This window comes from Chroococcidiopsis thermalis PCC 7203 (assembly GCF_000317125.1).
Classification (GTDB): domain Bacteria; phylum Cyanobacteriota; class Cyanobacteriia; order Cyanobacteriales; family Chroococcidiopsidaceae; genus Chroococcidiopsis; species Chroococcidiopsis thermalis.
Map to the genome: position 1 here is coordinate 2,075,897 of NC_019695.1, position 25,250 is coordinate 2,101,146.

Sequence of the window (25,250 nt, forward strand, 5' to 3'; positions counted from 1 at the left end):
CAGCCACTAGCCACCAGCCGCTTACCCCACTTCCAAATTCCGAATTCCAAATTCCGAATTCCGAATTCTTAGCGCATTCCTCGCCTGTTCGCGATCGTCAAAGTGGATTTTTTCCGTACCTAAAATTTGGTAGTCTTCGTGACCTTTGCCAGCAATGAGTACGCCATCGCCGGATTGGGCTTGTTGAATTGCCGTTTGAATTGCTGTAGCGCGATCGCCAATGACAAATGGGTCTACTGTGTTGGGAATTCCAGCGAGAATATCTTGGAGAATTCTTTCAGGGTCTTCGGTGCGGGGATTGTCGGAAGTGACGTAAACGACATCTGCTAAATCGGCGGCGATTTTACCCATTTTCGGGCGCTTGGTGCGATCGCGATCGCCGCCACAGCCAAACACGCAAATCATCTTACCTGGAATAAACGGTCGAGCTGCTTTTAACAAGTTTTCTAAACTATCTGGCGTATGGGCGTAATCGACGATCGCGCTGATATCCTGATGGGGACTCACTTGCACCCGCTCCATTCTCCCAGGGACTCCAGCAAACTGCGGCAATACGTTAGCGATGAGTTGTAAATCTACGCCCAAGTGTAAAGCGGCTGCTACTGCTGCGAGTAAATTAGCTAGATTGTACTGCCCTACCAGAGGCGATCGAAATTCTACTTCTCCTGCGGGTGTGTGTAATTTACCGCTCACTCCCGTTGGTTCGTAACCCAAATCGCTCAAACAGAAGTCGGCTGTTCCAGCTTGGACGCTATAACTCCACACCCGTTCCGGTGGTAGTTGTTTAATTAATCTTTGTCCGTAGGGATCGTCTGTATTAATAATTGCTCGTCCTTGGAGATAATCGGGACTGAATAGCAAGGCTTTTGCCGCAAAATAGTCTTCCATATCGCGGTGGAAGTCTAGGTGATCTTGAGTCAGATTGGTAAACACCCCTACTTCAAACGGACACCCTAAAACTCGTCCTTGTGCCAAAGCATGAGAACTGACTTCCATCACCGCTACTTGAGTCCCCGCTTGCACGGCGTTAGCTAATTGCTGTTGCAGTTCTACAGCAAATGGCGTAGTATGAGCTGCTGTTTGCTCGAAACCCGCCCAACGAGAATAAAGAGTTCCAAATAAAGCTGTAGATAACTTTGCTTGTTGGAGGAAAAATTCGATTAAATGGGTGGTGGTCGTTTTACCATTTGTTCCCGTCACCCCCACCAGCCTCATTTGCGTGGCTGGATAGCCGTAAAAAGCAGCCGCCACCCCAGCGCAAGCTCGAACCATATCCCTAGCGGCAATAATACAAGCCCCCTCAGCTCCCTGGGCTCCCTCAGCTCTCTTCAAGGCTACCTGAGAAGACACTAAAGCCGCGATCGCCCCACTCGCGATCGCGCTTTGCCAAAACTCTCCTCCATCCACCCGCGTTCCTGGCATTCCAATAAAGAGATCGCCAACTTGGCAAGCATGAGAATTTGTCGTTAAACCCTTCACCTCCAGATCTAAAGCTGGGTGCTGGGGTAGTTGTTCGATACTGTCAACTTTTGCTAACAATTCGCCTAACTTCATGATTTGGTAATTGGTAATTGGTAATTGGTAACTGGTAACTGGTAATTGGGAGTTGATGGTCACTGATAACTGATAACTGATAACTGTTAACTAGCTAGCTTAATCCCAGCTTTCAATTGCACCTATTCTGCTTCATGATGATTTACATATTTCTGAAGCATTTGCTGAATTTGACTGACTGTAGCGCGAGGAGAGGGACGAGGGAGAGGGAGCGATCGCCCGTCGTCGCTACACAGAAATAAAACAGGTACTTCGTATTGATATGCTTGCCACCAATCTTCCTGTAGTGTGATATCGCGGACTTCCAGCGATAGCTCTTGGTGTGTAGATAAAATTTGTGCTAGCTTTTCCTGCAAGCCTTCACACAAATGACATTCAGGTTTGCTATAGAGAATTAAGTGCATAAACTTAAGTGTAAGTCGTAAGTCGTAAGTCGAGAAAGAGAGCTGCTCTTGAGCTGGGGAAGCAATTCTAGTTCCACTAGCCACTAGTCACCAACCACTAATCACTGATAACTGATAACTGATTTCCGTTATTGTTGAATATGCAGAACTATTCACATCATTGCGCAGATGACTGTTTCAACATCTTCTATCCAAACACCTAATTTCGATCTAGATGAGCTAAATCGCAAATATGAGACAGCTCATCCTAGCAAAATTCTTGCCTGGTGTGTCGAGAACATTCCTACAGGGTTAGTACAAACCAGCGCTTTCAACGTAGATGATATCGTCATCACCGATATTCTCTACCGCGAACTCAAGCACCGCACCCCAGTTATGTTTCTCGACACTTTACACCACTTTCCCCAGACTTTAGAGCTAGTCTCCAAAGTCAAAGACTTGTACGACTTGGATCTGCAAGTTTATAAAACTCCAGATGTGGATACTCGGGCTGCTTTTGCTGCCAAATATGGCGAAGCCCTATGGGATAGCGACATTCAGCAATTTCACCACTTGACCAAAATCGAACCTCTGCAACGAGGACTAGCCGAACTCAACGCTGTAGCTTGGATTACCGGACGGCGACGCGATCAGGCGCGTACCCGTTCTGATATGCCCGTTTTTGAACTCGACAGTCAACAGCGCCTCAAAGTCAATCCCATCGCTTCTTGGACGCGCAAAGAAACTTGGGCTTATGTTTTCGAGCATAACGTCATTTACAATCCGCTCCACGACCAAGGCTATCCCAGTATCGGCGACGAACCGATTACCACACCCGTAGCCGAAGGCGAAGACGAACGCGCCGGACGCTGGAGGGGTTCTGACAAGACTGAATGCGGAATTCATATTTGAAGGAGCCAGAAGTCAGGAGTCAGGAGTCAGAATGAAGAGAATACCAGCAAGGGTCTTCCAAGACTTAATTGTTTGGCAAAAAGCTCATCAATTTGTTTTAGCAGTATATCGTTTCAGCGAAAACTTTCCTAAAACAGAATTGTATGGCTTGACTTCTCAATTTAGGAGAGCGGCAATTTCTATTCCTGCCAATATTGCAGAAGGATTTAAGAAGAAAAACAAAACTGATAAAGCACGGTTTATGAATATTGCCCAAGGCTCTGTCGAGGAGTGCCGCTATTACCTGATTTTGGCAAAAGACCTCGGCTACGGCGATAGCTTAGAGTTATGCCTTCTACTTGAAGAAGTTAGCAAGCTATTAGATGCTTACTATTCTTCTCTCTTGACTCCTGACTCCTGACTCCTGACTCCTGACTTCTGACTCCTGACTCCTGACTCCTGATTCCTGACTCCTATGATTAAAATCCTCCATCTTTCAGACATCCACATGGGAAGTAGCTTTTCCCACGGTCGGCTCAATCCTGAAACTGGATTGAACACACGCTTGGAAGATTTTGTCAAGACTTTATCGCGCTGTATCGATCGCGCGTTAGAAGAACCAGTGGATTTGGTGCTGTTTGGTGGGGATGCTTTTCCCGATGCCACGCCACCCCCTTATATTCAAGAAAAATTTGCCAGTCAATTTCGTCGCTTGGTTGATGCGCGGGTTCCTACCGTATTATTGGTAGGCAACCACGACCAGCATTCCCAAGGGCAAGGGGGGGCGAGTTTGTGCATTTATCGGACTTTGGGCGTACCAGGGTTTATGGTGGGCGATCGCTTGATGACCCATCACATTCAAACAAACAATGGTACAGTTCAAGTCATCACTCTTCCCTGGCTAACTCGTTCTACTCTCCTGACTCGTCCAGAAACAGAAGGTTTATCCCTCGCCGATGTCAACCAGTTATTGATCGATCGCTTGCGTGCTGCCTTAGAAGGAGAAATTCGTCGGCTCGACCCCAAGATTCCGACAGTACTTCTAGGTCATTTGATGATCGATAATGCTTCCTATGGTGCTGAGCGCTTCTTAGCTGTAGGAAAAGGTTTTACTATTCCCCTGTCTCTTCTAACTCGTCCCGAGTTAGACTACGTTGCTCTCGGACACGTCCACCGCCATCAAAACCTCAACTCATCTAACGAACCGCCAATTATTTACCCTGGTAGTATCGAGCGAGTCGATTTTAGCGAAGAAAAAGAAGACAAAGGCTACGTGATGATAGAACTACAGCGGGGTAGTACCAAATGGGAGTTCTGCCCGCTACCAGTCCGTGCTTTTTGCACCATTAATGTCGATGTCGCCAATGCAGCCGATCCGCAAGCAGCTTTAATCAAAGCGATCGCAAAAAAGAATATTACCGATGCAGTCGTCAGACTAATTTACAAACTTCGCTCCGATCAAATCGACTTAATTGATAATGCAGCACTTCATCAAGTTCTCAGTTCTGCTCACAGTTATACAATTCAACCAGAGCTGATCAGTCAGCTAGCACGACCGCGTTTACCGCAATTAGACGCGAGTAGCAGTATCGATCCCCTTGATGCTTTAAAAACTTATCTAGATAATCGCGAGGACTTGAAAGATATTACCGCTCAAATGATGGTAGCTGCCCAACAATTATTAGCAGCCGATACAGAAACTTGGTTAGAATCTACCCCAGGAACTGGAATCGATGCAAGTAATACTGACGGACAGTTACGGTTGCTGTGAAATCATGAGCAGGGAGCAGGGAGTAGGGAGCAGGGAGCAGGGAGCAGTGACCATCGACTATTATTGCAAAATCTCCCGCAGCAATTCACGATGCATGTAGGCTCTGTCTACTAAAGACTGAATTTGGTCTGGACTTAAAGGGTCGCCGTTGGCATAATGCTCGATCCAAGTTTGGCTGATAATATTGGGGTCGTCGGGAATTTGAGCGACATCCCATCCAGGTATAGATAGTTCTGCCATCAGGCGATCGACTTTTGGATCGTAGCTGATGGCAAAACAGCGGCAACCTTCCGCAGCTGCCATAATTAAGCTATGAAAGCGCATTCCAATTGCCATTTCTACGCCGCGAAATACGCCTTTTAAACTTTTCGGATCTTCGAGGTAGAGGATTTGATTTGCCCCTGGTAATTGTGGCTGAATCGCTTGAGCGATCGCTAAGTCTTGCGATAATTGAAATGGCACTAACAAAATGCAGGTATCTGTTGCCCGTTGAAAGTCAGCTAAAGCGCGAGTCAAATTAGCAAGGCGATTGGGAGTTAATTGTGGGTGCGATCGCAAAGTCACGGCAACTCTCGGCGCTGGTAAATCCCACAACCCAGGTGTATTTCCGGCTTCCAAAGCCCACACCGGATCGGGTGCTTGCAGATGGGGAATCTGCCAATCGGTCAGCAAACTTGCCGAACCGCGATCGCGGACGCTCACCCCCGTACATCCAGCAAATGTCTGTTTTGTCAACCACCGGGTTAGCGGACTTTTTAAAGGACCAATTCCCTGCGCCCAAGCCATAGTTTTTAACCCTAACTTTTGCGCCATAGTCATTAATCCCCCGTAGTAAAACGGGCTGATGGCACTAGTAGAATCTTGCATAATACTGCCCCCACCCCAAATAAAAGCATCAGACTGCTGCAAGGTTTTCCACACAGGAGAAAAAGCCATGCGATCGCAAGCTTCTACTTGATAGCGCTCCTGCGTCTGCGTTGGATTACCAGACAGAATAATAGGTGTGACATGTTTAGGTAGCATTTGCAACAGTGTTGCTAGCAACGCCTCATCACCGCCATTACCTTTGCCGTAATACCCGCACAACACCACCCTTATCTGCCTCACATCCGTCACCCCTCAATCTTGACTTAATCCAAACTTGATAAAAACTTTATAATATATTGGCTGTATGTTGGCAGTTAACAGTTATCAGTTGTCAGTAGAGAGTGACATTGACAGGTGTTTTTTCTCCCTCAGCTCCCTGGGCTCCCTCAGCTCTCTTTCCCCTACTCCCTACTCCCTCAAAATGCACGCACTCTCAATTCCTACCTGGATTATTCACGTCTCTAGTGTCATCGAATGGGCGATCGCCATTTGGTTAATTTGGAGTTATGGCGAGGTTGTGGGCAACCGCGCTTGGTATGCGGTTTCTCTGGCAATGCTACCTGCTTTAATTAGTGCCATGTGTGCCTGTACTTGGCACTTCTTTGACAATGCCAAATCCTTAGAATGGTTGGTAATGCTTCAAGCTAGTATGACTTTAATCGGAAATTTCACGTTATTAGCTGCTGGTTGGTTGCTATGGCGTTCGACGCGATCGCCAGTAATGCGATCGCACAGCAAGATTTCTTCTAAGTAGAAGGATAATAATTAAACGTACAATACATTTGCCTTCTGCCTTCTGCCTTCTGCTTATCTCTAATGATTTCAAAAGAAACCCTCTTCGCGCTCTCTCTTTTTCCCTATCTAGGCTTTCTCTGGTTTATAACTCGCTCTCAACAACTGCCGCGTCTAGCATTATTCGGCTTCTACGGTACTTTGGTATTTGTCGCCGTCACTATCCCTGCTGGAATTTATGCCCAAGTCCATTACGGCGAATCTCTTGCCAATGTTGACTGGTTGCATGGTAGTGCTGAAGTATTTTTAACTCTCTCTAATATTCTGATTGTTTTGGGTTTTCGACAAGCTTTGAGGAAATGATTTTGTAGAGACGTTACATGTAACGTCTCTACACTGATAATCGATCACTGATAACTGACTTATGAATCTTTTTCCCGCCATAGATTTACTTGAAGGTCGCTGCGTGCGACTGTATCAGGGAGATTACGATCGCTCCCAGGTTTTTCACGATAATCCGGCTGATGTTGCGCAACAGTGGACTAGCCAAGGTGCTACGTGGCTGCATGTCGTCGATTTAGATGGCGCGAAAGCAGGTAAACCCGTTAATCTGGAGGCGATCGCGGCTATTGTAGAGGCAGTGTCAGTACCAATTCAAGTTGGTGGCGGATTGCGCGATCGCGCTAGCGTTGCCCAACTCTTAGAATTAGGCGTACAGCGAGTTATTTTGGGTACTGTAGCTGTAGAACAACCCCAGTTAGTAGCTAGTCTGTGTCAAGAATTTCCAGGGCGAATTGTTGTTGGTATTGATGCGCGTAATGGTAAGGTAGCTACACGCGGCTGGTTGGAAACTTCGGAAGTCTTAGCCGCAGATTTAGCCCAGCAAATGCAACAACTGGGTGCGGCAGCAATTATTTACACTGATATTCATCGCGATGGAACTCTTGCTGGACCCAACTTGGATGCACTACGGGAGTTAGCTACAAGTTTATCTATTCCCGTCATCGCTTCTGGAGGTGTAAGTTCTGTCACCGACTTACTCAGCCTCCTAGCTTTAGAACCTCTTGGCGTTACGGGTGCGATCGTCGGTCGTGCCTTGTATACTGGCGATATTTCCCTCACACAAGCTATACAAGCAGTCGGACAAGGACGCTGGCAAGATATCCCTCCAGATTTAGGATCGTCGGCTTTTGCCTAATTACCTTATGAGTGATGCGTGGGAAGAATTCGGAATTCGGAATTCGGAATTAATGCGTGAATGCGTGAATGCGTGAATTGCTCCCTCAGCTCTCTTCTCCCCCTCAGCTCCCGAGAGCATCATAAGCTTCCTCAGCTCTCTTCCCCTACTCCCTGCTCCCTACCATAACTGTATCCTGCGGTAGAAGCCTTTACCGCACCTTTCTTCGTAGGATTGCGTTCAGCTTCAAATCTTAGGAGGGTGATTGTATGCAGTCCATTTTTACCAATTTTAAGCAAAATTTACAACGCAAGGTTTTATTACTAGCCGCGATCGCGCTATTGCTCGTTTCTGGTTTGTTTGTCTCTGAGCCTAGTTATGCCGCAACTCCCAACCAAAAACTAATCCAACAAGAACAAATGGATAAAAATAGCCAAGTTGGAACTGTGGATGTCGAGCAGCGCGAACAAGCTTATGAAGAGCAAGTCGAAGCGTCCAAAGATATCGACAAAACGTACGAAGACAATCTCAAAGAGTTTAAAAAATCTCACCCTGATGAGAATATCGTTAATAAAGCAGTAGAGGGAGCAAAAGAGGCAGTCGAGAAGGTAACTAAATAGTAGTTACTGGTAAACCTTTCAATTATCTGTAACAGGAGCAATGCCAGCTTAAGTAAGATTGGCGATCGCTCCTGTTATTTTATTGTTACGGGGTTTGGGATGAGCATCTTGCCCGTCCGCGCTCGTACATAAGCGCGAAAATAGGTATTATAGTTAGGCTTGAAGCAATATATGTAGACATCGATATTTTAATATTTCGCAAACTTTTGTGACTGGTAGCGCGATTGTGATTCAAGTTATCTCATGAAATACCCAATTACTCTTTCCCAATCCTGGCGTAAATGGTTAGCAGGTATACTAGCTGTAGTCATGGCGATCGCGCTGTCTGGCTGCAATCCGGCTGAGATGAGAACCCAAGCGGCTGACGTACCGCAAATAGTAGTAAGCGTGACTACCGATCCCGATACGTTTAATTATGCTTTAGGTCATCAAGTTCCCAATATTTTTAACATGACCTTTAGAGGATTAACAACAGTTAATGGTATTACTAAAGAACTCGAACCAGAATTAGCAGAATCTTGGCAAATTTCCGAAGATAAATTAAATATTGTTTTCACTTTAAGAGAAGGCTTAAAATGGTCTGACGGTCATTCACTGACAGCAGATGATGTCGTATTTACTTATAACGATATTGTTTTAAACAAAGCCATTCCTACAGATTTAAGAGATTACATTCAAATTGGTAAGCAAAAAGCTTATCCAAAAGTTGTCAAGTTGGACGATCGCCGCGTCGAATTTATCATGCCCGAACCTTTTTCACCATTCTTAGCTACGACGACGGGAGATCCTACGAGTGCGATCGCCATTCTACCAAAACACGCTTTACAAGAATCAGTCAAAACAAAAGACGCTAAAGGAAATCCTCGTTTTTTAAGCACTTGGGGAACGGATACAGATCCAACAAAAGTTGTTACAAACGGTCCTTTTACACTTGAAAGCTACGTACCTGCCCAACGCTTAGTTTATCGCCGTAACCCTAATTATTGGCGTAAAGATGCACAAGGCAATTCTCAGCCTTATATTGAAAAATACATTTGGCGAATTGTTGAAAATCCAGAAACAACTTTAGTCCAGTTTCGTTCTGGTGGATTAGATATAGCTTCTGCTTCAGCAGATAATTTTTCTCTGCTCAAGCGCGAAGAAGAACGAGGTAATTTTAAAATTTACAATGGTGGACCTGCTTTCGGTATGTCCTTCATTACCTTTAATTTGAATAAAGGTAGAAGAAACGGTAAACCTTTAGTCAATCCGATTAAATCGCGCTGGTTTAACAAAGTTGAGTTTAGACAAGCAGTTGCTTACGGACTCGATCGCCAGACGATGATAAATAATTTTTTACGGGGTTTGGGAGAACTACAAAATTCGCCAATTGATACTCAAAGTTCGTATTTTCTTCCTCCTGAAAAAGGGCTGAAAGTTTACAACTACGATCCAGCTAAAGCTAAAGAATTACTGCAAAAAGTTGGATTCAAATACAACAATAAAAATCAATTATTTGATGCTCAAGGTAATCGAGTGCGTTTTACCCTCATGGTTCCTGCTGGGGGTAGAGGTAATAGTGGGAGAACGGTAGCCCAAATTCAACGAGACTTAGGCAAAATTGGAATGCAAGTCGATCTCCAATTTCTCGATTTTGGGACTTTAATAGATAAAACTTCTAATTCTTTGGAATGGGAGTGTTATGTTGGTGGTTTTATTGGTGGTGGAATTGAACCGAATGACGGCGCAAATGTATGGTTGACAGCAGGTGGCTTGCACAATTTCAACCAATTACCCCAAGTAGGACAAGCGCCAATTCAAGGACGAGAAATTGCAGATTGGGAACAAAAGATTGAAGATCTATTTATTAAGGGAGCGCAGGAATTCGACGAAGCCAAACGCAAAGAAATTTACAATGAATTTCAACGCACTGCTCAAGAATATTTACCCTATATTACCTTATACAATCCTTTGTCTCTAGCCGCAATTCGCGATCGCATTGAGGGAACAAAATTTTCTGCATTAGGTGGCGCATTCTGGAACATATACGAATTGAAGGTCAAAGAACAATAATTTCAGAGATGTAGGGGCGCACAGCTGTGCGCCCCTACAATTACATATACAAATCCCAATTTATGATCCGTCGAAATTTTCTAATAACACTTATATTATTAATTGCGATCGCGCTTTCTGGCTGTAATCCTACTGAAATGAGAACGAACGCCACTCAAGTTCCGCAAATCGTGGCGAGAGTTCCAGGCGACCCGCAAACCTTTAATTATGCCTTAAATCAATCGTCACCCAATGTTTTTGGGTTTCTTTATGAAGGATTAATTACTGAAAATGGCGAAACTGGAAAGCTAGAGCCAGCATTAGCTGAGTCTTGGGAAATTTCTGAAGACAATCTCAAAATCGTTTTTACTCTAAAACCAAATTTAAAATGGTCAGATGGAGAACCGTTAACAGTTGACGATATCGTTTTTACTTATAATAATATTTACTTTAACGAGCAAATTCCCACAGATATTAGAGATATTCTGCGCATTGGCAAGAGTAAAGCTTTACCTAAAGTTCGTAAATTAGATAGCCGCCGAGTCGAATTTACCGTTCCAGAGCCATTTGCACCTTTTTTACGATTTGCAGGTGGTATAGTCATCTTACCAGAACACGCCCTACGTCAATCGGTAGAAACTAAAAATAAAGATGGTAGACCCCAGTTTTTGTCTACATGGGGAACTGATACAGATTTGCAAAAAATTGTGGTCAATGGTCCTTTTACACTGGAAAGCTACACTGTAAACCAGCGTATAGTCTTTCGCCGCAATCCCTACTACTGGCGGAAAGACACAAAAGGAAATGCTTTACCTTATATTGAGCGGCTAATTTGGCAAATTGTGGAATCACCAGATACAGCTTTAATCCAGTTTCGTTCGCTAGGATTAGACATGCTAGAAATTGGTCCTACGAGTTTTCAATTACTGAAACGGGAGGAAGACCGAGGAAATTTTAAAATCTATAGTGGTGGTCCAGACTTTGGCACAAACTTTATTTGTTTCAATTTAAATAAAGGTCGTCGTCAGGGAAAACCTTTAGTCAATCCAATCAAATCACGCTGGTTTAATACAGTAGCATTTAGACAAGCAGTCGCTTATGGTATAAATCGCGAAGCAATGCTCAATAATGTCTATCGCGGTTTAGGAGAACTACAAAACTCGCCAATTTCTGTTCAAAGCCCTTACTATCTCTCTCCTGAAGAAGGCTTAAAAGTTTATAACTATAATCCTGAAAAAGCTAAAGAATTACTCAGGGGAGCTGGGTTTAAATATAATAACAAAGGTCAACTACTCGATGCTGAAGATAATCGAGTACGGTTTACCATGATTAGCCAAGCGGGTAATAGAACTGTTGATGCGATCGGGTCGCAAGTCAAGCGCGATCTCAGCAAAATTGGGATTCAAGTTGATTTTACTCCAATTGACTTTGCCGTCATGGTAGATAAAATTACCAATACTCTAGAATGGGAATCTTATTTTGGTTTAATTACTGGTAGTATTGAACCATATAGCGCAGCAAATGTATGGTCGCCTGACGGTGGTTTTCATCCTTTTAATCAGAAACCACAACCAGGACAACCGCCGATTGAAGGACGAGAAGTTGCAGATTGGGAAGCAGAAATCGGTCGGCTTTATATTGAGGGAGCAAGAGAACTTGATGAAACAAAGCGTAAAGAAATTTATGGAGAAACTCAGCGTTTAGCACAAGAGTACCTCCCTTTTATTCATTTAATCAATCCTTTAGCTTTAGCAGCAATTCGCGATCGCATTGAAGGAACAAAATTCTCTGCTTTAGGCGGGACGCTTTGGAATGTTTATGAGTTGAAAGAAGCGAAAGACTAGAAATAATTATCTAATTATACAATGCGATCGCGAGTTATTGTTCTTATATTAATTCTCTGCTTTACCTGTCAAATCTTGCTTACAGGTTGCAACCCTACAGAATTTAAAACCTCAGCAGCACAATCGCAGTGGGTAACGAGTACTTTAAGAGATCCTAAAACTTTTAACTACGCTCTCAATCAAGAATACCCTCACGTATTTTTATTTATTGCTGAAGGACTGACTACACTCAATGGTGAGACTGGAGAAGTTGAGCCAGCGTTAGCAGAATCCTGGCAAATTTCTGAAGATAAAAAACGGATTACTTTTACCTTGCGCGAGAACTTACGCTGGTCTGATGGTGAACCTTTAACAGCAGATGATGTTATCTTTACTTATCAAGATATCATATTTAATCCGCAAATTCCTACCGACTGGAAAGACAGTTTAAAAATTGGCGAGAAAGCTGAATTTCCTCAAATTAAAAAAATGAGCGATCGCCAAGTGGAATTTACCTTTTCTACTCCATTTGCCCCATTTCTCAGTACAACTACAGGAGCGTCAACTAATTCTGTAGGAATTTTACCCAAACACGCTTTAGCTAAATCGATTATATCTAAAGATACTAAGGGTAATCCTTTATTTACCTCAACTTGGGGTACTGATACTGACCCAGCAAAAATTATTGTCAATGGTGCTTATAAAATAGAAAGTTTCACACCAGGTCAACGAGTTGTATTTCGTCGTAATCCTTATTATTGGCGTAAAGATAGCCAAGGAAATCAGTTGCCCTATGTAGAAAGAGTTGTTTGGCAAATTATTGAATCTACCGATACAACTACTCTCCAATTTCGTTCGGTAGGACTAGACACAATTGAAGTTACTCCCGAAGACTTTTCCCTACTCAAGCAAGAAGAAGAACGAGGAAGATTTACCGTTTATAACGGAGGTCCCAGATTTAGCCAAACATTTATTTCATTCAACCTAAATAAAGGAAAGAGGCAAAACGGCAATCCTGTTGTCAATCCGATAAAATCGCGATGGTTTAACAACCTAGCTTTTCGTCAAGCTGTTGCTCATTCAATCGATCGCGAGAGAATGTTAAACAATGTTTTTCGTGGCGTAGGGACAGTTCAAAATTCACCTATAGAACCGCAAAACCCTTTTTATCTCTCCCCAGAACAAGGATTGAAAGTCTATGAATATAATCCTGATAAAGCTAAAAAGTTACTATTGAATGCAGGATTTAAATATAACTTTAGAAATCAGTTACTTGATGCAGACGGAAATCGCGTGCGTTTTTCTTTAATTACCAATACTGAAAATAAAACTCGCGTAGCAATGGGGGCGCAAATTAGGCAAGATTTGAGCAAAATCGGGATTCAAGTTGATTACAATCCTATAAACTTTAATATTTTGGTAGATAAACTCAACAGCTCTCTCGATTGGGAATGTTATTTATTAGGCTTGATTTCTGGTAGCTTAGAACCCCACGATAGTGCTAATGTATGGTTGCCTGATGGTGGTTTACACGCATTTAATTTCAAACCTCAGCCAGGACAAGAACCGCTGATCGGTAGAGAAGTTGCAGACTGGGAAGCCGAAATCGGTCGGCTATACATCCGTGGGGCGCAAGAGTTAGACGAAAATAAACGCAAAAAAATTTACCAGGAAACCCAACGTCTGACTCAGGAATACTTACCTTTCATCTACCTAGTCAATCCCTTATCCCTAGCAGCAATTCGCGATCGCATCCAAGGAGTAAAATACACCGCCCTCGGCTCACAAGCTGGGACTCTATGGAACAAATACGAACTGAAAGTGACAAAATAGGGTCTAGGAAAAGTCAAAAGTCAAAAGTCAAAAGTTAAAATAAACTCCTTCCTTGTCCCCTCGCTCCTCACTCCTCACTCCTCGCCCCTCAAATGTCCCAACCCGAAGCCTTGCGATCGCTCTTAGAATCTGTAGCAGCTGGTAACGTAAGTCCAACTGTCGCCTTAGACAAATTGAAACATTTTACCTACGAACCAGTTGGTGAATTTGCCCGTATCGACCATCATCGCCAGCTAAGAACTGGGTTTCCTGAAACGATTTGGGGTCAAGGCAAAACTCCCGACCAAATCGTGCAAATTATGGCAGCAATGCGCCAGCGCAATTCAGTAGTGATGGCGACGCGCATCGAACCCGATGTAGCAGAACAGCTAGAAGAGAAGGTAGAGGGACTGCGTTACTATCCGATGGCAAAAATTGCGGCGATCGCACCAGTACGGATCGAACCGCAGTACCCTGGTAAAATTGGTATTCTCTCGGCAGGGACTGCCGATTTACCCGTAGCCGAGGAAGCGGCTATAACTGCCGAACTGTCTAGTTTCCGCGTTCTCCGGTTGTGGGATGTGGGTGTTGCTGGTATTCATCGCCTGCTAGATAACCGCCACGTCATCGCTGAAGCATCTGTATTAATTGTCGTCGCGGGAATGGAAGGGGCTTTACCCAGCGTAGTTGCAGGATTAGCTGATTGTCCCGTCATTGCCGTTCCTACCAGCGTCGGTTATGGTGCGAGTTTCGGCGGCTTAGCTCCCCTCTTGACAATGCTCAACTCTTGTGCGGCAGGGATAGGAGTTGTCAATATAGATAACGGTTTTGGCGCAGCGATTTTAGCAGGACAAATTTTACGCACCGCAGGAAAATTACAGTGACCAGTGACCAGTTATCAGTGACCAGTGAAGAAAGGGTGTGGAGACTTTAAATTTCTTCCTCCCTCAGCTTCCTCAGCTCCCTGGGCTCCCTCAGCTCTCTTCCCCCCGACTCCCTAATTTTTGTTTAAAATCGGCATGACTGGAAAATCCTCCGACTTCGGCTAGGGTGTAAATTGGTCTGCCTTTGACTTCTTCGTAAATCCGCCCGACATACTCGCCTAAGATGCCAATACTAACAAGTTGAACCGCACCAAGGAAGAAAATAGCTACCAAAATCATCGTAAACCCAGTCAAAGGGGACTGAGGGACAAACAATCGCCAGTACAATACGAGTAGAGCCATGAGAACAGCGATCGCCGCAGCAAATAGACCGACATAAGTAGAGAGGCGCAAGGGGACTTTGGAGAACGACACCAACCCATTTAAAGCCAGAGCCAGAGACTTACCAAAAGTGTAATTAACCTTACCAGCAAAACGAGGCGGGCGATCGAATTGTACGGATGTTTGACGAAAACCAATCCAAGCCCGTAAGCCGCGCATGTAGCGATTGCGTTCTGGCATGGCGTTAAGGATATCTAAGACTTGCCGATCGATCAAACAGAAATCTCCAGTGTCGGTGGGAATATCGACATCAGCCAGGTGTTGGAGCAGGCGATAAAATATGTATGCCGTACCGCGTTTGAACCAACTTTCTTTTTGGCGCTGCGTGCGTTGGGCATAAACAACTTGAAAGCCATTTTGCCATTTGGATACCATCTCTACAATCAATTCTGGCGGGTCTTGTAAGTCTGCATCCATGACAATCGCCACTTCACCCCTGGCAAAATTAAGTCCAGCCGTCACCGCAATTTGATGTCCGAAATTGCGGGCAAGACTGAGGTAGGATACGCGAGGGTCATTTTGATGTAAGTCGCGCACGATTTGCAAAGTGCGATCGCGGCTGCCATCATTAACAAATATGAGTTCTATGGCTCCATCCAATTGTTCGCCAACCGCACTGACGCGGCGATAGAGTTCTAGGATATTTTTTTCTTCGTTGTAGACTGGAACAACCAAGGAATACTTAGGCGATACCATCGCTGCGTACCAACACGATATCTTTGATTCACTACTGTAGCGCGATCGCTAATAACAGTGACCAGTGACCAGTGACCAGTTAACTCTCACCCATCAACTACCAACTACCAACTACTACTGATAACTGATTTAGAGGAATTGTACGAGTTGCTGTAGCTTTGCCCAAGCAGCACCACTATACAAAATTTCCCTAGCTAGGCTAATGCCAGCAGCATATTCACCTAAAGGAATCTTTTCTCCTACTTGCAGTGCTAGCGCTGCATTTAAAGCAACAACATCTTGCTGTGCTTGAGTTCCCTTACCTTGCAATACAGCAGTGAGAATTGCTGCATTTTCATGTACGTCTCCACCCCTTAATGCTGCTGTTGGTGCGGGTGCTAAGCCTAGTTCCTGCGGATGTATAGTTGTTAACTCTACCTGTCCGTTAGATAACACTGCTAAATCTGTAGCGTCACCTAAACCTGCTTCATCCAACTTTTCCCGTCCGTGCAGCACAATTGCCTGTTTTGTCCCTAACTGCTGCAAGGCATGAGCGATAGTCAGTGGTAAGTTTGATTCACAAACTCCAATAACTTGTCCTGACGGGCGCAAAGGATTGACTAGGGGTCCCAAAAGATTAAACACCGTCCGTACTTTCAGCGTTTTGCGTAACGGGGCAACCGCCTTCATAGCAGGATGCCACCCAGGGGCAAATAAAAATGTAATGCCCACTTCTGTAACAGCTGCTTGTATTCTTTCTGCGGCAGCATTGAGATTAACTCCTAGTGCTTCCAACACATCCGCAGAACCGACTCGACTAGAAGCAGAGCGATTGCCGTGTTTAGCTACTGGTACTCCCGCCGCTGCTGCGACAAAGGCAACCGCAGTAGATATATTAAAGGTTGCAGCTCCATCTCCACCAGTACCGCAGGTATCGATTAAAGGTGTAGGGGCGCACAGCTGTGCGCCCGTGCCGTGCGCCCGCACAGATTGTAAAACTTGAGCCATCCCAGCCAGTTCTTCGGCTGATACACCTTTAGCCTGAATTGCTGCTAATATTGCTCCAGATAAGACAGGTGGAATGCTTTCGTTGAGCCATTCCTGCATGAGTTGCGCTGCTTGTGCGCCGGACAAAGATTGACGATCCAGTAATTGCTGAAGTAATTGCGTTGCCCAGGTATTTGAAGCTTCTGGGAGAGAACTATTGCTGAGATCGATGGCTGATGTAGAGGTCATTGTCAGGACAATTTTTGCAGTTAGAAGCATACTACCGCAAAAGGCTCTACTCGATCGGACTTGTCTTTCAAAAATCGTACTAGACTGTCATTTACAATGAGTTGCGGTGTATGGCAGCGATCGCGCTTAATTATTCACCAGCCCGATTTTTGGTAACAGAATGCAATACTCAGGTTTTTACAAAGCCAAAACTTCTCTGGCTTTCTCCGTAATCTCATCAGGATCGAACGGTTTGGTAGTATACATGTCAGCTCCAACCTCTATACTTTTTTGTCGATCGAATTCCTGACCTTTAGCTGTCAACATAATAATATAGACATCGGAAATGCCTAGCTTATTCTTAACTGTATCGCATACATCAAAACCATTCATTTTTGGCATCATCACGTCTAAAAATACGAGCTGAGGTCGCTCGTTCTCGATCGTGTTCAGTGCTATCTCACCGTTTTCTGCAAATAGTAGTTCTACTCCTTCATCCTCCAATTCTTCTAATGTTTGCTCCATTAAAAGTCTGACGTGAGGTTCGTCATCAACAATTAAAATTTTTAAATTCATCTCTTCACCCATATACCTAAATCTCGGTTAGCAAAATTTAAACTGAAACTTTTGGTGCGATCGCGTACTACTCTAAGGCATAGTTATACTAACCTACAATCTATATCGTTGGATAAAGCTTTATACGAGTTTTTCATTTTTGATCAAAGCTCCTGGAAGTAAAATTTCATTCTGTGTAGTTAATGCTTCAGAACGATCGCCATCCTTACGGTCTGCCAGTAAGATAAAGAAAACATTTTCTAAACCTTTTTCAAAACGTAAAGTTTTAATAACTTCGGAGCGCTCCCAAAAGTTAGCGTTAGCAATAATCATGTATGGTTGAACCGACATTGCTTTTTCTCGCAATTCTTGAGCATCAATAGCTTCAACTACACTGTAACCTTTAGCTTGTAAAACTTCAGCTAAAGTTTTTACAGTAGATACATCTTCATCAACCACTAAAACTTTTTTACTAGAATTAGCTTGAGTCGTGAGTGTGCCAATTTCATGCAATAAAGTATCTGTCTCAATTGGCTTCATTAAGTAGCGTTCAATTCCCAAGCGGTAGCCCCGCTCTCTATCTTCTACAATTGATAGAATAATAATGGGAATATTCATAGTTTTGGGATCGTTTTTGAGAACGGCTGCTACATCAAAACCGCTCATTTCTGGCATCATAACATCTAGAATAATAAGGTCGGGAGCAGATTTTTTCACAAAGGCGATCGCTTCTATGCCATCTTTAGCTTCAAGAATATTGTATCCTTCAGACTCTAGCTGCTGCCGGAGCAATTGACGAATATTAGCATCGTCATCGACGACTAAAATTGTTTTTTTAGTCGTTTTAGAATTAGCAGACTTCATGACTACATGTTCTCGCAACTGCTTGACGAGAGTATCGACATCGAAAGTTTTTGGTTTCAAGTCACAAGCAATCATGATGGGTAAGGTAAAGGAAAATTTACTACCTGTACCTAAAGTACTTTCAACCCATATTTTACCTCCGTGATGTTCGACAATTTGTTTGCAAATTGGTAATCCTAAGCCCGTACCTTTTGGTTTGTCAGTGAGGGTATCACCCACTTGCTTGAATTTCTCAAATACTTTATCTAAATCGGCTTCAGCAATCCCTATGCCTGTATCGATAATACTAATATGGATTTGAGTTTCATTGGTTTTGACTTTGCAAGTAATTGAGCCAGTATCGGTAAATTTGACAGAGTTAGAAATTAGGTTAATGACTACTTGAATTAAGCGATCGCGATCGCCTATAATCTCTGGCACATCGGATTCACTATCTCGAATTAATTCCAGATTTTTTTGGTGAAAAAGGGCAGAAGTAGCTGCGATCGCTCTATCTATGACTTCATTAATTTGTAGGGGAGCCATCTTCCACTCAATCTTACCCGCCTCCATTTTGGCAATATCCAAGACATCATTAATTAAATCTGTCAGTCTACCACCTTCTGATACGATAATATCCAGATTGTCTGCTATTTGTCTCACATTGCGTTGAATTTTTTTATCATCTGTTGGAATGACGGGAAAGATAACTTCTTCGAGTTTCTTCTTAATAATTTTAGCAAAACCAAGAACTGATGTTAGAGGCGTTCTAAGCTCGTGAGATACTGTAGAAATGAAATCGGTTTTCATCTGATCTACCTCTTTTTCTGACGTGATATCTCGAATCAATAGAACTGAACCAATGCACCGTTCTTTTCCATTTTGCTTATTTGTAGAATCGGCATCTTTCACAATGGCAGTTGCGACTGCTTTTCCAGTACAACCGCTCGACAACTCTATTTCTGCAACAAAAACTTTTTTTAGATTTCTACGAGTTTCTTCTACTAGCTCGACAATCTTACGATTAAATACAACTTGACAATCACGACCAGTTAAATCTGTCTCTTCAATTCCAAATAGAGCAAATAAGGCTGGATTGACCCGAGCAATCTTACCATTTAAATCGACGACCAATAACCCATCTGCTAAGTTATCAATCACGGCAGTTAAATAAGCCGTGCGCTCTTGAACTCGCAGTTCTAGCTCTTCAAATGATGCTTCTAGCTGGGCTGCCATCTTATTAAAAGCTTGCTCTAAAACTTCCAGTTCATCTGTATTCCTCGCTTCAGACTGCTGAAACGTATTGCTAGCAATTACTTCAGATGCTTGGTTAAGTCGGCGCGTCCTTTGCAAATCTATCTCTGCTAGGCGATCGCACTCAGCCATAATGTGTTGTAAGCGCTGATTCAGTCTGCGGATAAAGAAGGCAACAACTAAAGCCAGGATGATAGCCGCTCCCAGCGCTCCTCCCACAGTAATAGTTAACGCGGGACCCAGCACAACCCATTGAGGCACTGATGCGATCGTCAACCAGTTTGTACCTTTAACTCGCTCGTATGCCCAGTAGTGTCCCTCAGCTTGAATTAATCCAGCTTTACCATTCGATATCTTTTGCCATACAGCCTTTAATTCGGGTATATCCTTGTATGTTGACAGTGCCTTAGCCTTTTGGGGATCTGGAGGATAAGTAAGCAGGTTTCCTTTTTCACTGATAATTGCAAAGTAACCGCCTTTCCAACCCTCAGGCGCTTGAATTTGCTCTCCTATAGCCGTGACGTTGATATCTAGTCCTGTCATACCTATCAAATGTTGGCGATCGGTGAGGATAGGACCTGTATAAGTTGTGAGAGTCAACCCGTACCAATGATAAGGCTCGTACCACAAATCTTTTTTCTCTTTTACAACTGCTTTGTAGTATTCTTGGTTCTGATATTTGTCATCTTGGAATAACTCTGCATATCGGATGTTTTGGTGTGGTTCGGGTAAAAGCTGACCTATCTGACCAGAGCTTTTTTGGTCAACGTAAAAGTAGGGCCAATACCATTGGCGATCTGGCACAAGTTGGAAGGGAGTTTGACCCACACCAAGAGCCATAGTCAAGGATGAGCGTTGCTCAAAAAAATCAAAGACTAATTTCTTATATGTTTCAGGGTCTTTGATGCCTCGACGATTTAGAGTTTTAACTGCTGTAGACAAATCCACCATAGACTGCGTAACTCGGGCAAGCTCAGTCTCTATTGCCTTGACTTGAGTGCTGAGATTAACTTTAATTTCGTCTTTAGCATGATGTTCTAGCGCTTGATAGAAGAAATAGGACATACCGCCCAATCCTACAAGAGCGCTACTTAACACGTAGAAAAATAATCTCGAACCGATAGACTTACGTATGGTCTTTTTCATGATTTTTTTACAACACTACCCTTCTTCAGCTCTTAAAACTGGGGTCTCCATATATGATTCCCTAGTAAAACTAAAAACTCACACCTGACATTGCAGTGTGAGTTATGAGTAGCCATTGTGAATAAACGTAAGTTACAAGTAGAGAGCCAGAGCAGCTCAAGAGCTCGAATTATAGAGACATCTAGTCACGAGCGATCGCATATCTTTTCAAGCTGTTCAAGCTGTTCTCACCAACTCCGATCGCTGTAAATCGAGCTTTCTCTCTAGTATTTCCTTGGATATGAAGCGATCGGGGTTAAGATTCTCTATGGAAGCTGGGAGAAAACCACTACGTACTAAGAAAGAAAAGTAAGCTTTTAGAAGTTGACCGCCAACCGGGGGACAAACGATAGAAGTACCTAAAAGTCCATTGATTGTGTTTTGGCAGTCATGCACCTGGGACGATAGCAAAGAGGTTTCTAAATAAGTCTGTTGTTTTTCAGACTTCTCAGTTAGAAGAGAGGATAAGGGACTCAAGGCATTTGTTTGCGAAAGTTCTGGATCGAGCAGCTTTGATTGCCACATTTCATAAGGGATCTGCTGAATTGGGTAGCCGAGAATGTGCATCACACTCACTAACTGGCTCAAATGTAAGGGGTGAGGATTGAGTAGATGAAAAGTTTTGCCTATAGATTCAGGTTGCCTGGACAAGTGAACGATAGCTTTACTTACATAGTCTACTGGAGTCATGTTAATTTTACGCTCTAACAGTGGTGCTGCATTAAGCTGAATCATGCCTTTGATCAACCGGCACATTAAATCATTTGTTTGAGAAACACCTGTTTGGCTATGACCAGTTATCATGCCTGGTCTGTAAACACAGACGGGAATTCCTCTATCTCTTGCAGCCATGACTAACTTCTCTGCAACCCATTTACTTTGAGCATACCCATTGAAAAAACCGTCGCTGTGAGCGAGATCCTCGTCTTCTCTAATTACCTCCTTGCCAAAGTATGAAGGTGACTGGAATACATCAAGGGTAGAAATGTAATGGACAGGAGTAACTTTGACTTGACTAGCTAATCTTAATACTTCCTGAGTACCCAGCACATTAGCTGCTCTCAGTAATGCGTACGGATAGACTAAGTTAATTAACGCACCACTATGATAAATTAGATCGAGCTTACCAGCTAACTCGCAAAATTCTTGACAAGAAAGCCCCAAATATGGTTGCGATAAATCTCCCACTACCGGAATAATTCTACAACTCCAGTCTTCATGCCAGAGACTATAACGCTCTAGATTGCTTTGAATCCGATATCTGCCTTCTTCAAAACTAGAAGCACGAACTAAACAATAAATACTTGCTTTGGTTTTTGATAGTAACTCATTTAGCAAGAACGCTCCAATAAAACCAGTCGCTCCAGTTAAAAATATATGCTTCGGCTCTGCTATATTAGTACATGCAGTTGCTGAATAAATTGTGAGATCTAGAATAGTATCAACCTGTAAATCAGTCTCTACTGTATCATTTATACCAGCATTTAAATGCCTTACTAAATCAATTGCCTCAACTAATCCTGCTATAGTAGGTTTCTTGAATAGGTAAAATAAAGGTACATCTATCTGGAACATTTTTTTGATTTGAGAAAGTAACTGAGCTGTTAGTAGTGAATGTCCTCCTAATTCAAAGAAATTATCATATATACCTACTTGCTCAATCTCTAAAATCTGAGACCAAACTTCGGCTAATTGCTGCTCGATCGAGGTACTGGGTGACACATAAGTTTGAGTTAAAGCAGGTCTAGTATTTTTAGGTTCGGGTAGCGAACGCCGATCTACCTTACCATTTGGTGTTAAGGGTAGGGCTTCCATCATCACGAATGCTGATGGAATCATATATTCAGGTAGTTTTTCTTTCAGAAATAGACGTAGCTGTATCGCTAAATCGTCTATTTTATCAGTCTTTAAAGGACTGTTGGTATACAAATTCCAGGGTTTTAGCTCAAATGTTGTTTCTGCGATCGGAAGAACTTTGCCTTCTTTTTCATTTGTATTAGTCGTATATCGCTGAAACACTACATCATAACAACCATCTGTTCCGCCATTATGCCAGTTAATTTGAATCTTGTATGGTAAGTTGTTACTCAAATCCCACCAATCTTGCGGATGAACTCCTACCTCAGTTATTTGCTGCGTTGCTTGACATAGTTCTCTGACTGTTTTGGGTTTATCGGGACTTGTTATGAGTTTGACGGCATTAAAATCTGAAGTAAGTCTCGCATTAGGAATATGGGCTATTTTGAGTACCTCAATTCTATCGTTTTGGAGAACGCTGTGAATTGTAGAAAGAGTCAAATTATCTTGCTGCCAATTCAAACAATAAGGCTCAATAGTTTGCTCGACTTCACCTCCTACATGAAGAATTACATCCGAGCGAAATCGGATAAGCTCGTTTTGGTATCGCCCTTGCTTGATTTGATGCTCAACATAGCTAATTTGAGGAATATGGTGTTTGAGAGCAGTAAAGAAGTCTGGGTGAATCACTAACTCTCTATCCAGAATAATACGATCTTTGATGCGTTGCTGAAGTTGAGAAGTCGTTAGCGAAGCAGGGGATTGACTGAGTTGGACTGAAGTATGAAACGCTTCTAGTAAAGGTAAACTGCGTACATCACCAATAAAAACTTGACCTTTCGGGCTAACTAACTTGATGGCTTTCTCTAAAACCTTTACTAGATAATCCACGGTGGGAAAGTATTGAATAACGGAATTGATAATTATAGTGTCAAACATTCCGTGTTCCAAACCTTCAAGCTCGTGAGCGGCTCTTTGCTCCAACACAACGTGTGACCAATCCTCTCCACTATGCTGCAACTGTTGCTGGATACGATGAATAGCTTCGGCAGAGAGGTCTATCCCTAAATAATGAGAGCAATATGGAGCGATCTGGAATAATAATAGTCCCATCCCACAACCAATTTCCAAAACGCGCTGGGGGCGAAAAGAACGTATACGCTCTACTGTGTAGTTAACCCACTCACGTACTTCTTCTGCTGGAATTGGTAGACCTGTGTAACTATCATTCCAGCCAACACTGTTAAATATTGGATTTTGACTTGTAATAGATTGACTGTTAATAGATTGACTGTAAGTAGAACTCCAAACTTGCTGCCATTGCAAGACTTGCTCAACATCAGTTTTACTACTTGATGTTGATACGTTCATTTCGGCTATGCGAGCTTTTTTGACAATATAGGCGACCAGCCGATTATTACCAGATGCATCTTCTTTCGCAATGACTGCGGCTTCTCTAACCTCTGAATGTTGGCTTAATGCTGCTTCAACTGCACCCAGTTCAACGCGGTAGCCGCGAATCTTGACTTGGTGATCGATTCGACCGATAAACTCAATTGTGCCGTCTAGACAATAACGTGCTAAATCTCCAGTCTTATAGAGGCGCTCTTCTGGTCGATCGCTAAAGGAGATCTCGATGAATCTTTCACTGTTCAGTTCAGGGCGATTTAGATATCCTCGTGCTACTCCATCACCACCAATGTAAATTTCTCCTGGCACACCCACAGGAACAGGTTTCAATACATCTTCCTTACGTCGCGATCGCTCTTCTAACAGATAAATTTGGGTATTGGCGATGGGGTGTCCTATTGATATGGAGTCAGTTCCAGACTCTACCTGACATACTGCTGACCAAATTGTGGTTTCAGTAGGTCCGTACATATTCCAAAGCGAACCGCCTTTTTCTAAAAGTTGGTCAGCCAGAGGGCGAGTCATTGCTTCCCCACCACAAAGCATTTTTAACTGTTTATGCCCTTTCCAACCTGCATTAAGAAGGAGTTGCCAAGTAGCTGGTGTAGCTTGCAAGACAGTAATATCTGATTTAGCCAATATCGTCGATAGTTGCATTCCATCAGCGGCTACTTCTCGACTAACTAATACAATTCGTGCGCCTACAATTAGCGGTAAATAAATCTCTAGGGCTGCGATGTCAAAAGAAATTGTTGTAATTGCTAAAAGCACATCATGGTGAGTTAGCCCTGGTTCCTCTCGCATAGAAATTAAGAAATTAACTACAGCGTGATGGACAATTTGCACGCCCTTTGGTTTACCAGTCGAACCGGAGGTGTAGATGGTATATGCTAAGTTCTCGGCATTAACTCCACTGTCAATATTCTCTTTGCTATGTTGAGCGATCGCCTGCCAGTCAGTACCTAGATTTACAATACGTGCTGAGTGCTGTGGCAATTTGTGCAGTTGGTTTTGCTCGGTTAGAAGTACTGACAACTGAGAGTCTTCTAGCATGAATGCTAGGCGTTCCTGTGGATAACTTGGATCGAGAGGTACGTATGCTCCACCAGCTTTGAGAATGCCTAGAAGCCCCACAATCATCTCTAAAGAGCGCTCGACACAAATTCCTACTAAAACTTCTGGCTTAACTCCCAATGCCTGTAGGTAATGTGCTAGTTGATTTGCTCTTTCATTCAATTCTTGATAAGTCAGTTGTTGGTTTTCAAAAACAACTGCTACGGCATCAGGAGTTTTTAAGACTTGAAGCTCAACTAACTGATGAATGGAATTGATTTGAGTCTGATTCTGCATTGATTTACCTACTACTTTAGATGGAAGGCTGAAGATAGAT

18 protein-coding genes and 1 pseudogene are annotated in these 25,250 nt (G+C 43.2%); 11 read left to right on the forward strand and 8 right to left on the reverse strand.

The window, feature by feature from the left end; all coding sequences use genetic code 11:
- Window positions 1-21: 21 nt before the first annotated feature.
- Window positions 22-1,554: a UDP-N-acetylmuramoyl-L-alanyl-D-glutamate--2,6-diaminopimelate ligase gene (locus CHRO_RS09200; protein ID WP_015153925.1), complete on the reverse strand. Its 1,533-nt coding sequence runs from the start codon at window positions 1,552-1,554 to the stop codon at window positions 22-24.
- Between the two features lie 122 nt (window positions 1,555-1,676).
- Window positions 1,677-1,958, reverse strand: a complete 282-nt coding sequence (locus CHRO_RS09205; RefSeq protein WP_041462415.1) for a glutaredoxin family protein — start codon at window positions 1,956-1,958, stop codon at window positions 1,677-1,679.
- A gap of 168 nt (window positions 1,959-2,126) precedes the next feature.
- Here CHRO_RS09205 and cysH point away from each other — a divergent pair, with 168 nt between their 5' ends.
- The 3 genes from cysH to sbcD are packed head-to-tail and all read left to right on the forward strand — an operon-like array spanning window position 2,127 to window position 4,599.
- Window positions 2,127-2,849 (forward strand): phosphoadenosine phosphosulfate reductase, encoded by a 723-nt coding sequence (gene cysH, locus CHRO_RS09210; protein ID WP_015153927.1) that lies wholly within the window; start codon window positions 2,127-2,129, stop codon window positions 2,847-2,849.
- Between the two features lie 31 nt (window positions 2,850-2,880).
- On the forward strand, window positions 2,881-3,249 hold the full coding sequence (locus CHRO_RS09215; protein ID WP_015153928.1) for a four helix bundle protein: 369 nt from the start codon (window positions 2,881-2,883) through the stop codon (window positions 3,247-3,249).
- Between the two features lie 54 nt (window positions 3,250-3,303).
- Window positions 3,304-4,599 carry an exonuclease subunit SbcD gene (gene sbcD, locus CHRO_RS09220; RefSeq protein WP_015153929.1) on the forward strand — a complete coding sequence of 432 codons (1,296 nt, stop codon included), beginning with the start codon at window positions 3,304-3,306 and terminating at the stop codon, window positions 4,597-4,599.
- 60 nt (window positions 4,600-4,659) lie between these two features.
- Here the strand turns inward: sbcD and csaB are convergent, their stop codons facing one another.
- Window positions 4,660-5,697 carry a polysaccharide pyruvyl transferase CsaB gene (csaB, locus tag CHRO_RS09225; RefSeq protein ID WP_041462958.1) on the reverse strand — a complete coding sequence of 346 codons (1,038 nt, stop codon included), beginning with the start codon at window positions 5,695-5,697 and terminating at the stop codon, window positions 4,660-4,662.
- A 190-nt stretch (window positions 5,698-5,887) separates the two neighbouring features.
- Here csaB and CHRO_RS09230 point away from each other — a divergent pair, with 190 nt between their 5' ends.
- The 8 genes from CHRO_RS09230 (at window position 5,888) to larB (ending at window position 14,545) form a co-directional block, all read left to right on the forward strand.
- On the forward strand, window positions 5,888-6,220 hold the full coding sequence (locus CHRO_RS09230) for a DUF2499 domain-containing protein (RefSeq protein ID WP_041462416.1): 333 nt from the start codon (window positions 5,888-5,890) through the stop codon (window positions 6,218-6,220).
- Window positions 6,221-6,282: 62 nt separating this feature from the next.
- On the forward strand, window positions 6,283-6,561 hold the full coding sequence (locus CHRO_RS09235) for a DUF3593 domain-containing protein (protein ID WP_015153932.1): 279 nt from the start codon (window positions 6,283-6,285) through the stop codon (window positions 6,559-6,561).
- A 61-nt stretch (window positions 6,562-6,622) separates the two neighbouring features.
- Window positions 6,623-7,396: a 1-(5-phosphoribosyl)-5-[(5-phosphoribosylamino)methylideneamino]imidazole-4-carboxamide isomerase gene (gene hisA, locus CHRO_RS09240; protein WP_015153933.1), complete on the forward strand. Its 774-nt coding sequence runs from the start codon at window positions 6,623-6,625 to the stop codon at window positions 7,394-7,396.
- Window positions 7,397-7,644: 248 nt separating this feature from the next.
- Entirely contained in the window at window positions 7,645-7,995 is a 351-nt protein-coding gene (locus tag CHRO_RS09245) for a hypothetical protein (RefSeq protein ID WP_015153934.1), read from the forward strand.
- A gap of 243 nt (window positions 7,996-8,238) precedes the next feature.
- Window positions 8,239-10,047 (forward strand): ABC transporter substrate-binding protein, encoded by a 1,809-nt coding sequence (locus CHRO_RS09250; RefSeq protein ID WP_015153935.1) that lies wholly within the window; start codon window positions 8,239-8,241, stop codon window positions 10,045-10,047.
- A 62-nt stretch (window positions 10,048-10,109) separates the two neighbouring features.
- Complete coding sequence (locus tag CHRO_RS09255; RefSeq protein WP_015153936.1) at window positions 10,110-11,870, forward strand: ABC transporter substrate-binding protein; 1,761 nt, start codon at window positions 10,110-10,112, stop codon at window positions 11,868-11,870.
- Window positions 11,871-11,891: 21 nt separating this feature from the next.
- Window positions 11,892-13,682, forward strand: coding sequence for an ABC transporter substrate-binding protein (locus CHRO_RS09260; protein WP_015153937.1), 1,791 nt, complete (start codon window positions 11,892-11,894; stop codon window positions 13,680-13,682).
- Between the two features lie 92 nt (window positions 13,683-13,774).
- Window positions 13,775-14,545 (forward strand): nickel pincer cofactor biosynthesis protein LarB, encoded by a 771-nt coding sequence (larB, locus tag CHRO_RS09265; RefSeq protein WP_015153938.1) that lies wholly within the window; start codon window positions 13,775-13,777, stop codon window positions 14,543-14,545.
- 90 nt (window positions 14,546-14,635) lie between these two features.
- Here the strand turns inward: larB and CHRO_RS09270 are convergent, their stop codons facing one another.
- From CHRO_RS09270 to CHRO_RS09290, 5 genes and pseudogenes are all read right to left on the reverse strand, one after another.
- A complete protein-coding gene (locus CHRO_RS09270) occupies window positions 14,636-15,622 on the reverse strand; it encodes a glycosyltransferase family 2 protein (RefSeq protein ID WP_015153939.1) in 987 nt (328 codons plus the stop codon).
- A gap of 129 nt (window positions 15,623-15,751) precedes the next feature.
- Complete coding sequence (gene trpD / locus CHRO_RS09275; protein ID WP_041462959.1) at window positions 15,752-16,837, reverse strand: anthranilate phosphoribosyltransferase; 1,086 nt, start codon at window positions 16,835-16,837, stop codon at window positions 15,752-15,754.
- 177 nt (window positions 16,838-17,014) lie between these two features.
- The gene (locus CHRO_RS09280; protein WP_041462960.1) at window positions 17,015-17,392 is read right to left on the reverse strand and encodes a response regulator transcription factor; all 378 of its coding nucleotides are present in this window, start codon (window positions 17,390-17,392) and stop codon (window positions 17,015-17,017) included.
- A 120-nt stretch (window positions 17,393-17,512) separates the two neighbouring features.
- Window positions 17,513-20,614, reverse strand: coding sequence for an ATP-binding protein (locus CHRO_RS29545; RefSeq protein WP_015153942.1), 3,102 nt, complete (start codon window positions 20,612-20,614; stop codon window positions 17,513-17,515).
- A 216-nt stretch (window positions 20,615-20,830) separates the two neighbouring features.
- Window positions 20,831-25,210, reverse strand: a pseudogene (locus tag CHRO_RS09290) (amino acid adenylation domain-containing protein); the annotation flags it as partial.
- Between the last annotated feature and the right edge of the window lie 40 nt (window positions 25,211-25,250).

What these genes read in the sequence shown, in the direction of transcription:
- CHRO_RS09200 (WP_015153925.1), bottom strand. Translation starts at nt 1,554, where the DNA reads ATGAAGTTAGGCGAATTGTTAGCAAAAGTTGACAGTATCGAACAACTA.
- CHRO_RS09205 (WP_041462415.1), bottom strand. Translation starts at nt 1,958, where the DNA reads ATGCACTTAATTCTCTATAGCAAACCTGAATGTCATTTGTGTGAAGGC.
- cysH (WP_015153927.1), top strand. Translation starts at nt 2,127, where the DNA reads ATGACTGTTTCAACATCTTCTATCCAAACACCTAATTTCGATCTAGAT.
- CHRO_RS09215 (WP_015153928.1), top strand. Translation starts at nt 2,881, where the DNA reads ATGAAGAGAATACCAGCAAGGGTCTTCCAAGACTTAATTGTTTGGCAA.
- sbcD (WP_015153929.1), top strand. Translation starts at nt 3,304, where the DNA reads ATGATTAAAATCCTCCATCTTTCAGACATCCACATGGGAAGTAGCTTT.
- CHRO_RS09230 (WP_041462416.1), top strand. Translation starts at nt 5,888, where the DNA reads ATGCACGCACTCTCAATTCCTACCTGGATTATTCACGTCTCTAGTGTC.
- CHRO_RS09235 (WP_015153932.1), top strand. Translation starts at nt 6,283, where the DNA reads ATGATTTCAAAAGAAACCCTCTTCGCGCTCTCTCTTTTTCCCTATCTA.
- hisA (WP_015153933.1), top strand. Translation starts at nt 6,623, where the DNA reads ATGAATCTTTTTCCCGCCATAGATTTACTTGAAGGTCGCTGCGTGCGA.
- CHRO_RS09245 (WP_015153934.1), top strand. Translation starts at nt 7,645, where the DNA reads ATGCAGTCCATTTTTACCAATTTTAAGCAAAATTTACAACGCAAGGTT.
- CHRO_RS09250 (WP_015153935.1), top strand. Translation starts at nt 8,239, where the DNA reads ATGAAATACCCAATTACTCTTTCCCAATCCTGGCGTAAATGGTTAGCA.
- CHRO_RS09255 (WP_015153936.1), top strand. Translation starts at nt 10,110, where the DNA reads ATGATCCGTCGAAATTTTCTAATAACACTTATATTATTAATTGCGATC.
- CHRO_RS09260 (WP_015153937.1), top strand. Translation starts at nt 11,892, where the DNA reads ATGCGATCGCGAGTTATTGTTCTTATATTAATTCTCTGCTTTACCTGT.
- larB (WP_015153938.1), top strand. Translation starts at nt 13,775, where the DNA reads ATGTCCCAACCCGAAGCCTTGCGATCGCTCTTAGAATCTGTAGCAGCT.
- CHRO_RS09270 (WP_015153939.1), bottom strand. Translation starts at nt 15,622, where the DNA reads ATGGTATCGCCTAAGTATTCCTTGGTTGTTCCAGTCTACAACGAAGAA.
- trpD (WP_041462959.1), bottom strand. Translation starts at nt 16,837, where the DNA reads ATGACCTCTACATCAGCCATCGATCTCAGCAATAGTTCTCTCCCAGAA.
- CHRO_RS09280 (WP_041462960.1), bottom strand. Translation starts at nt 17,392, where the DNA reads ATGAATTTAAAAATTTTAATTGTTGATGACGAACCTCACGTCAGACTT.
- CHRO_RS29545 (WP_015153942.1), bottom strand. Translation starts at nt 20,614, where the DNA reads ATGAAAAAGACCATACGTAAGTCTATCGGTTCGAGATTATTTTTCTAC.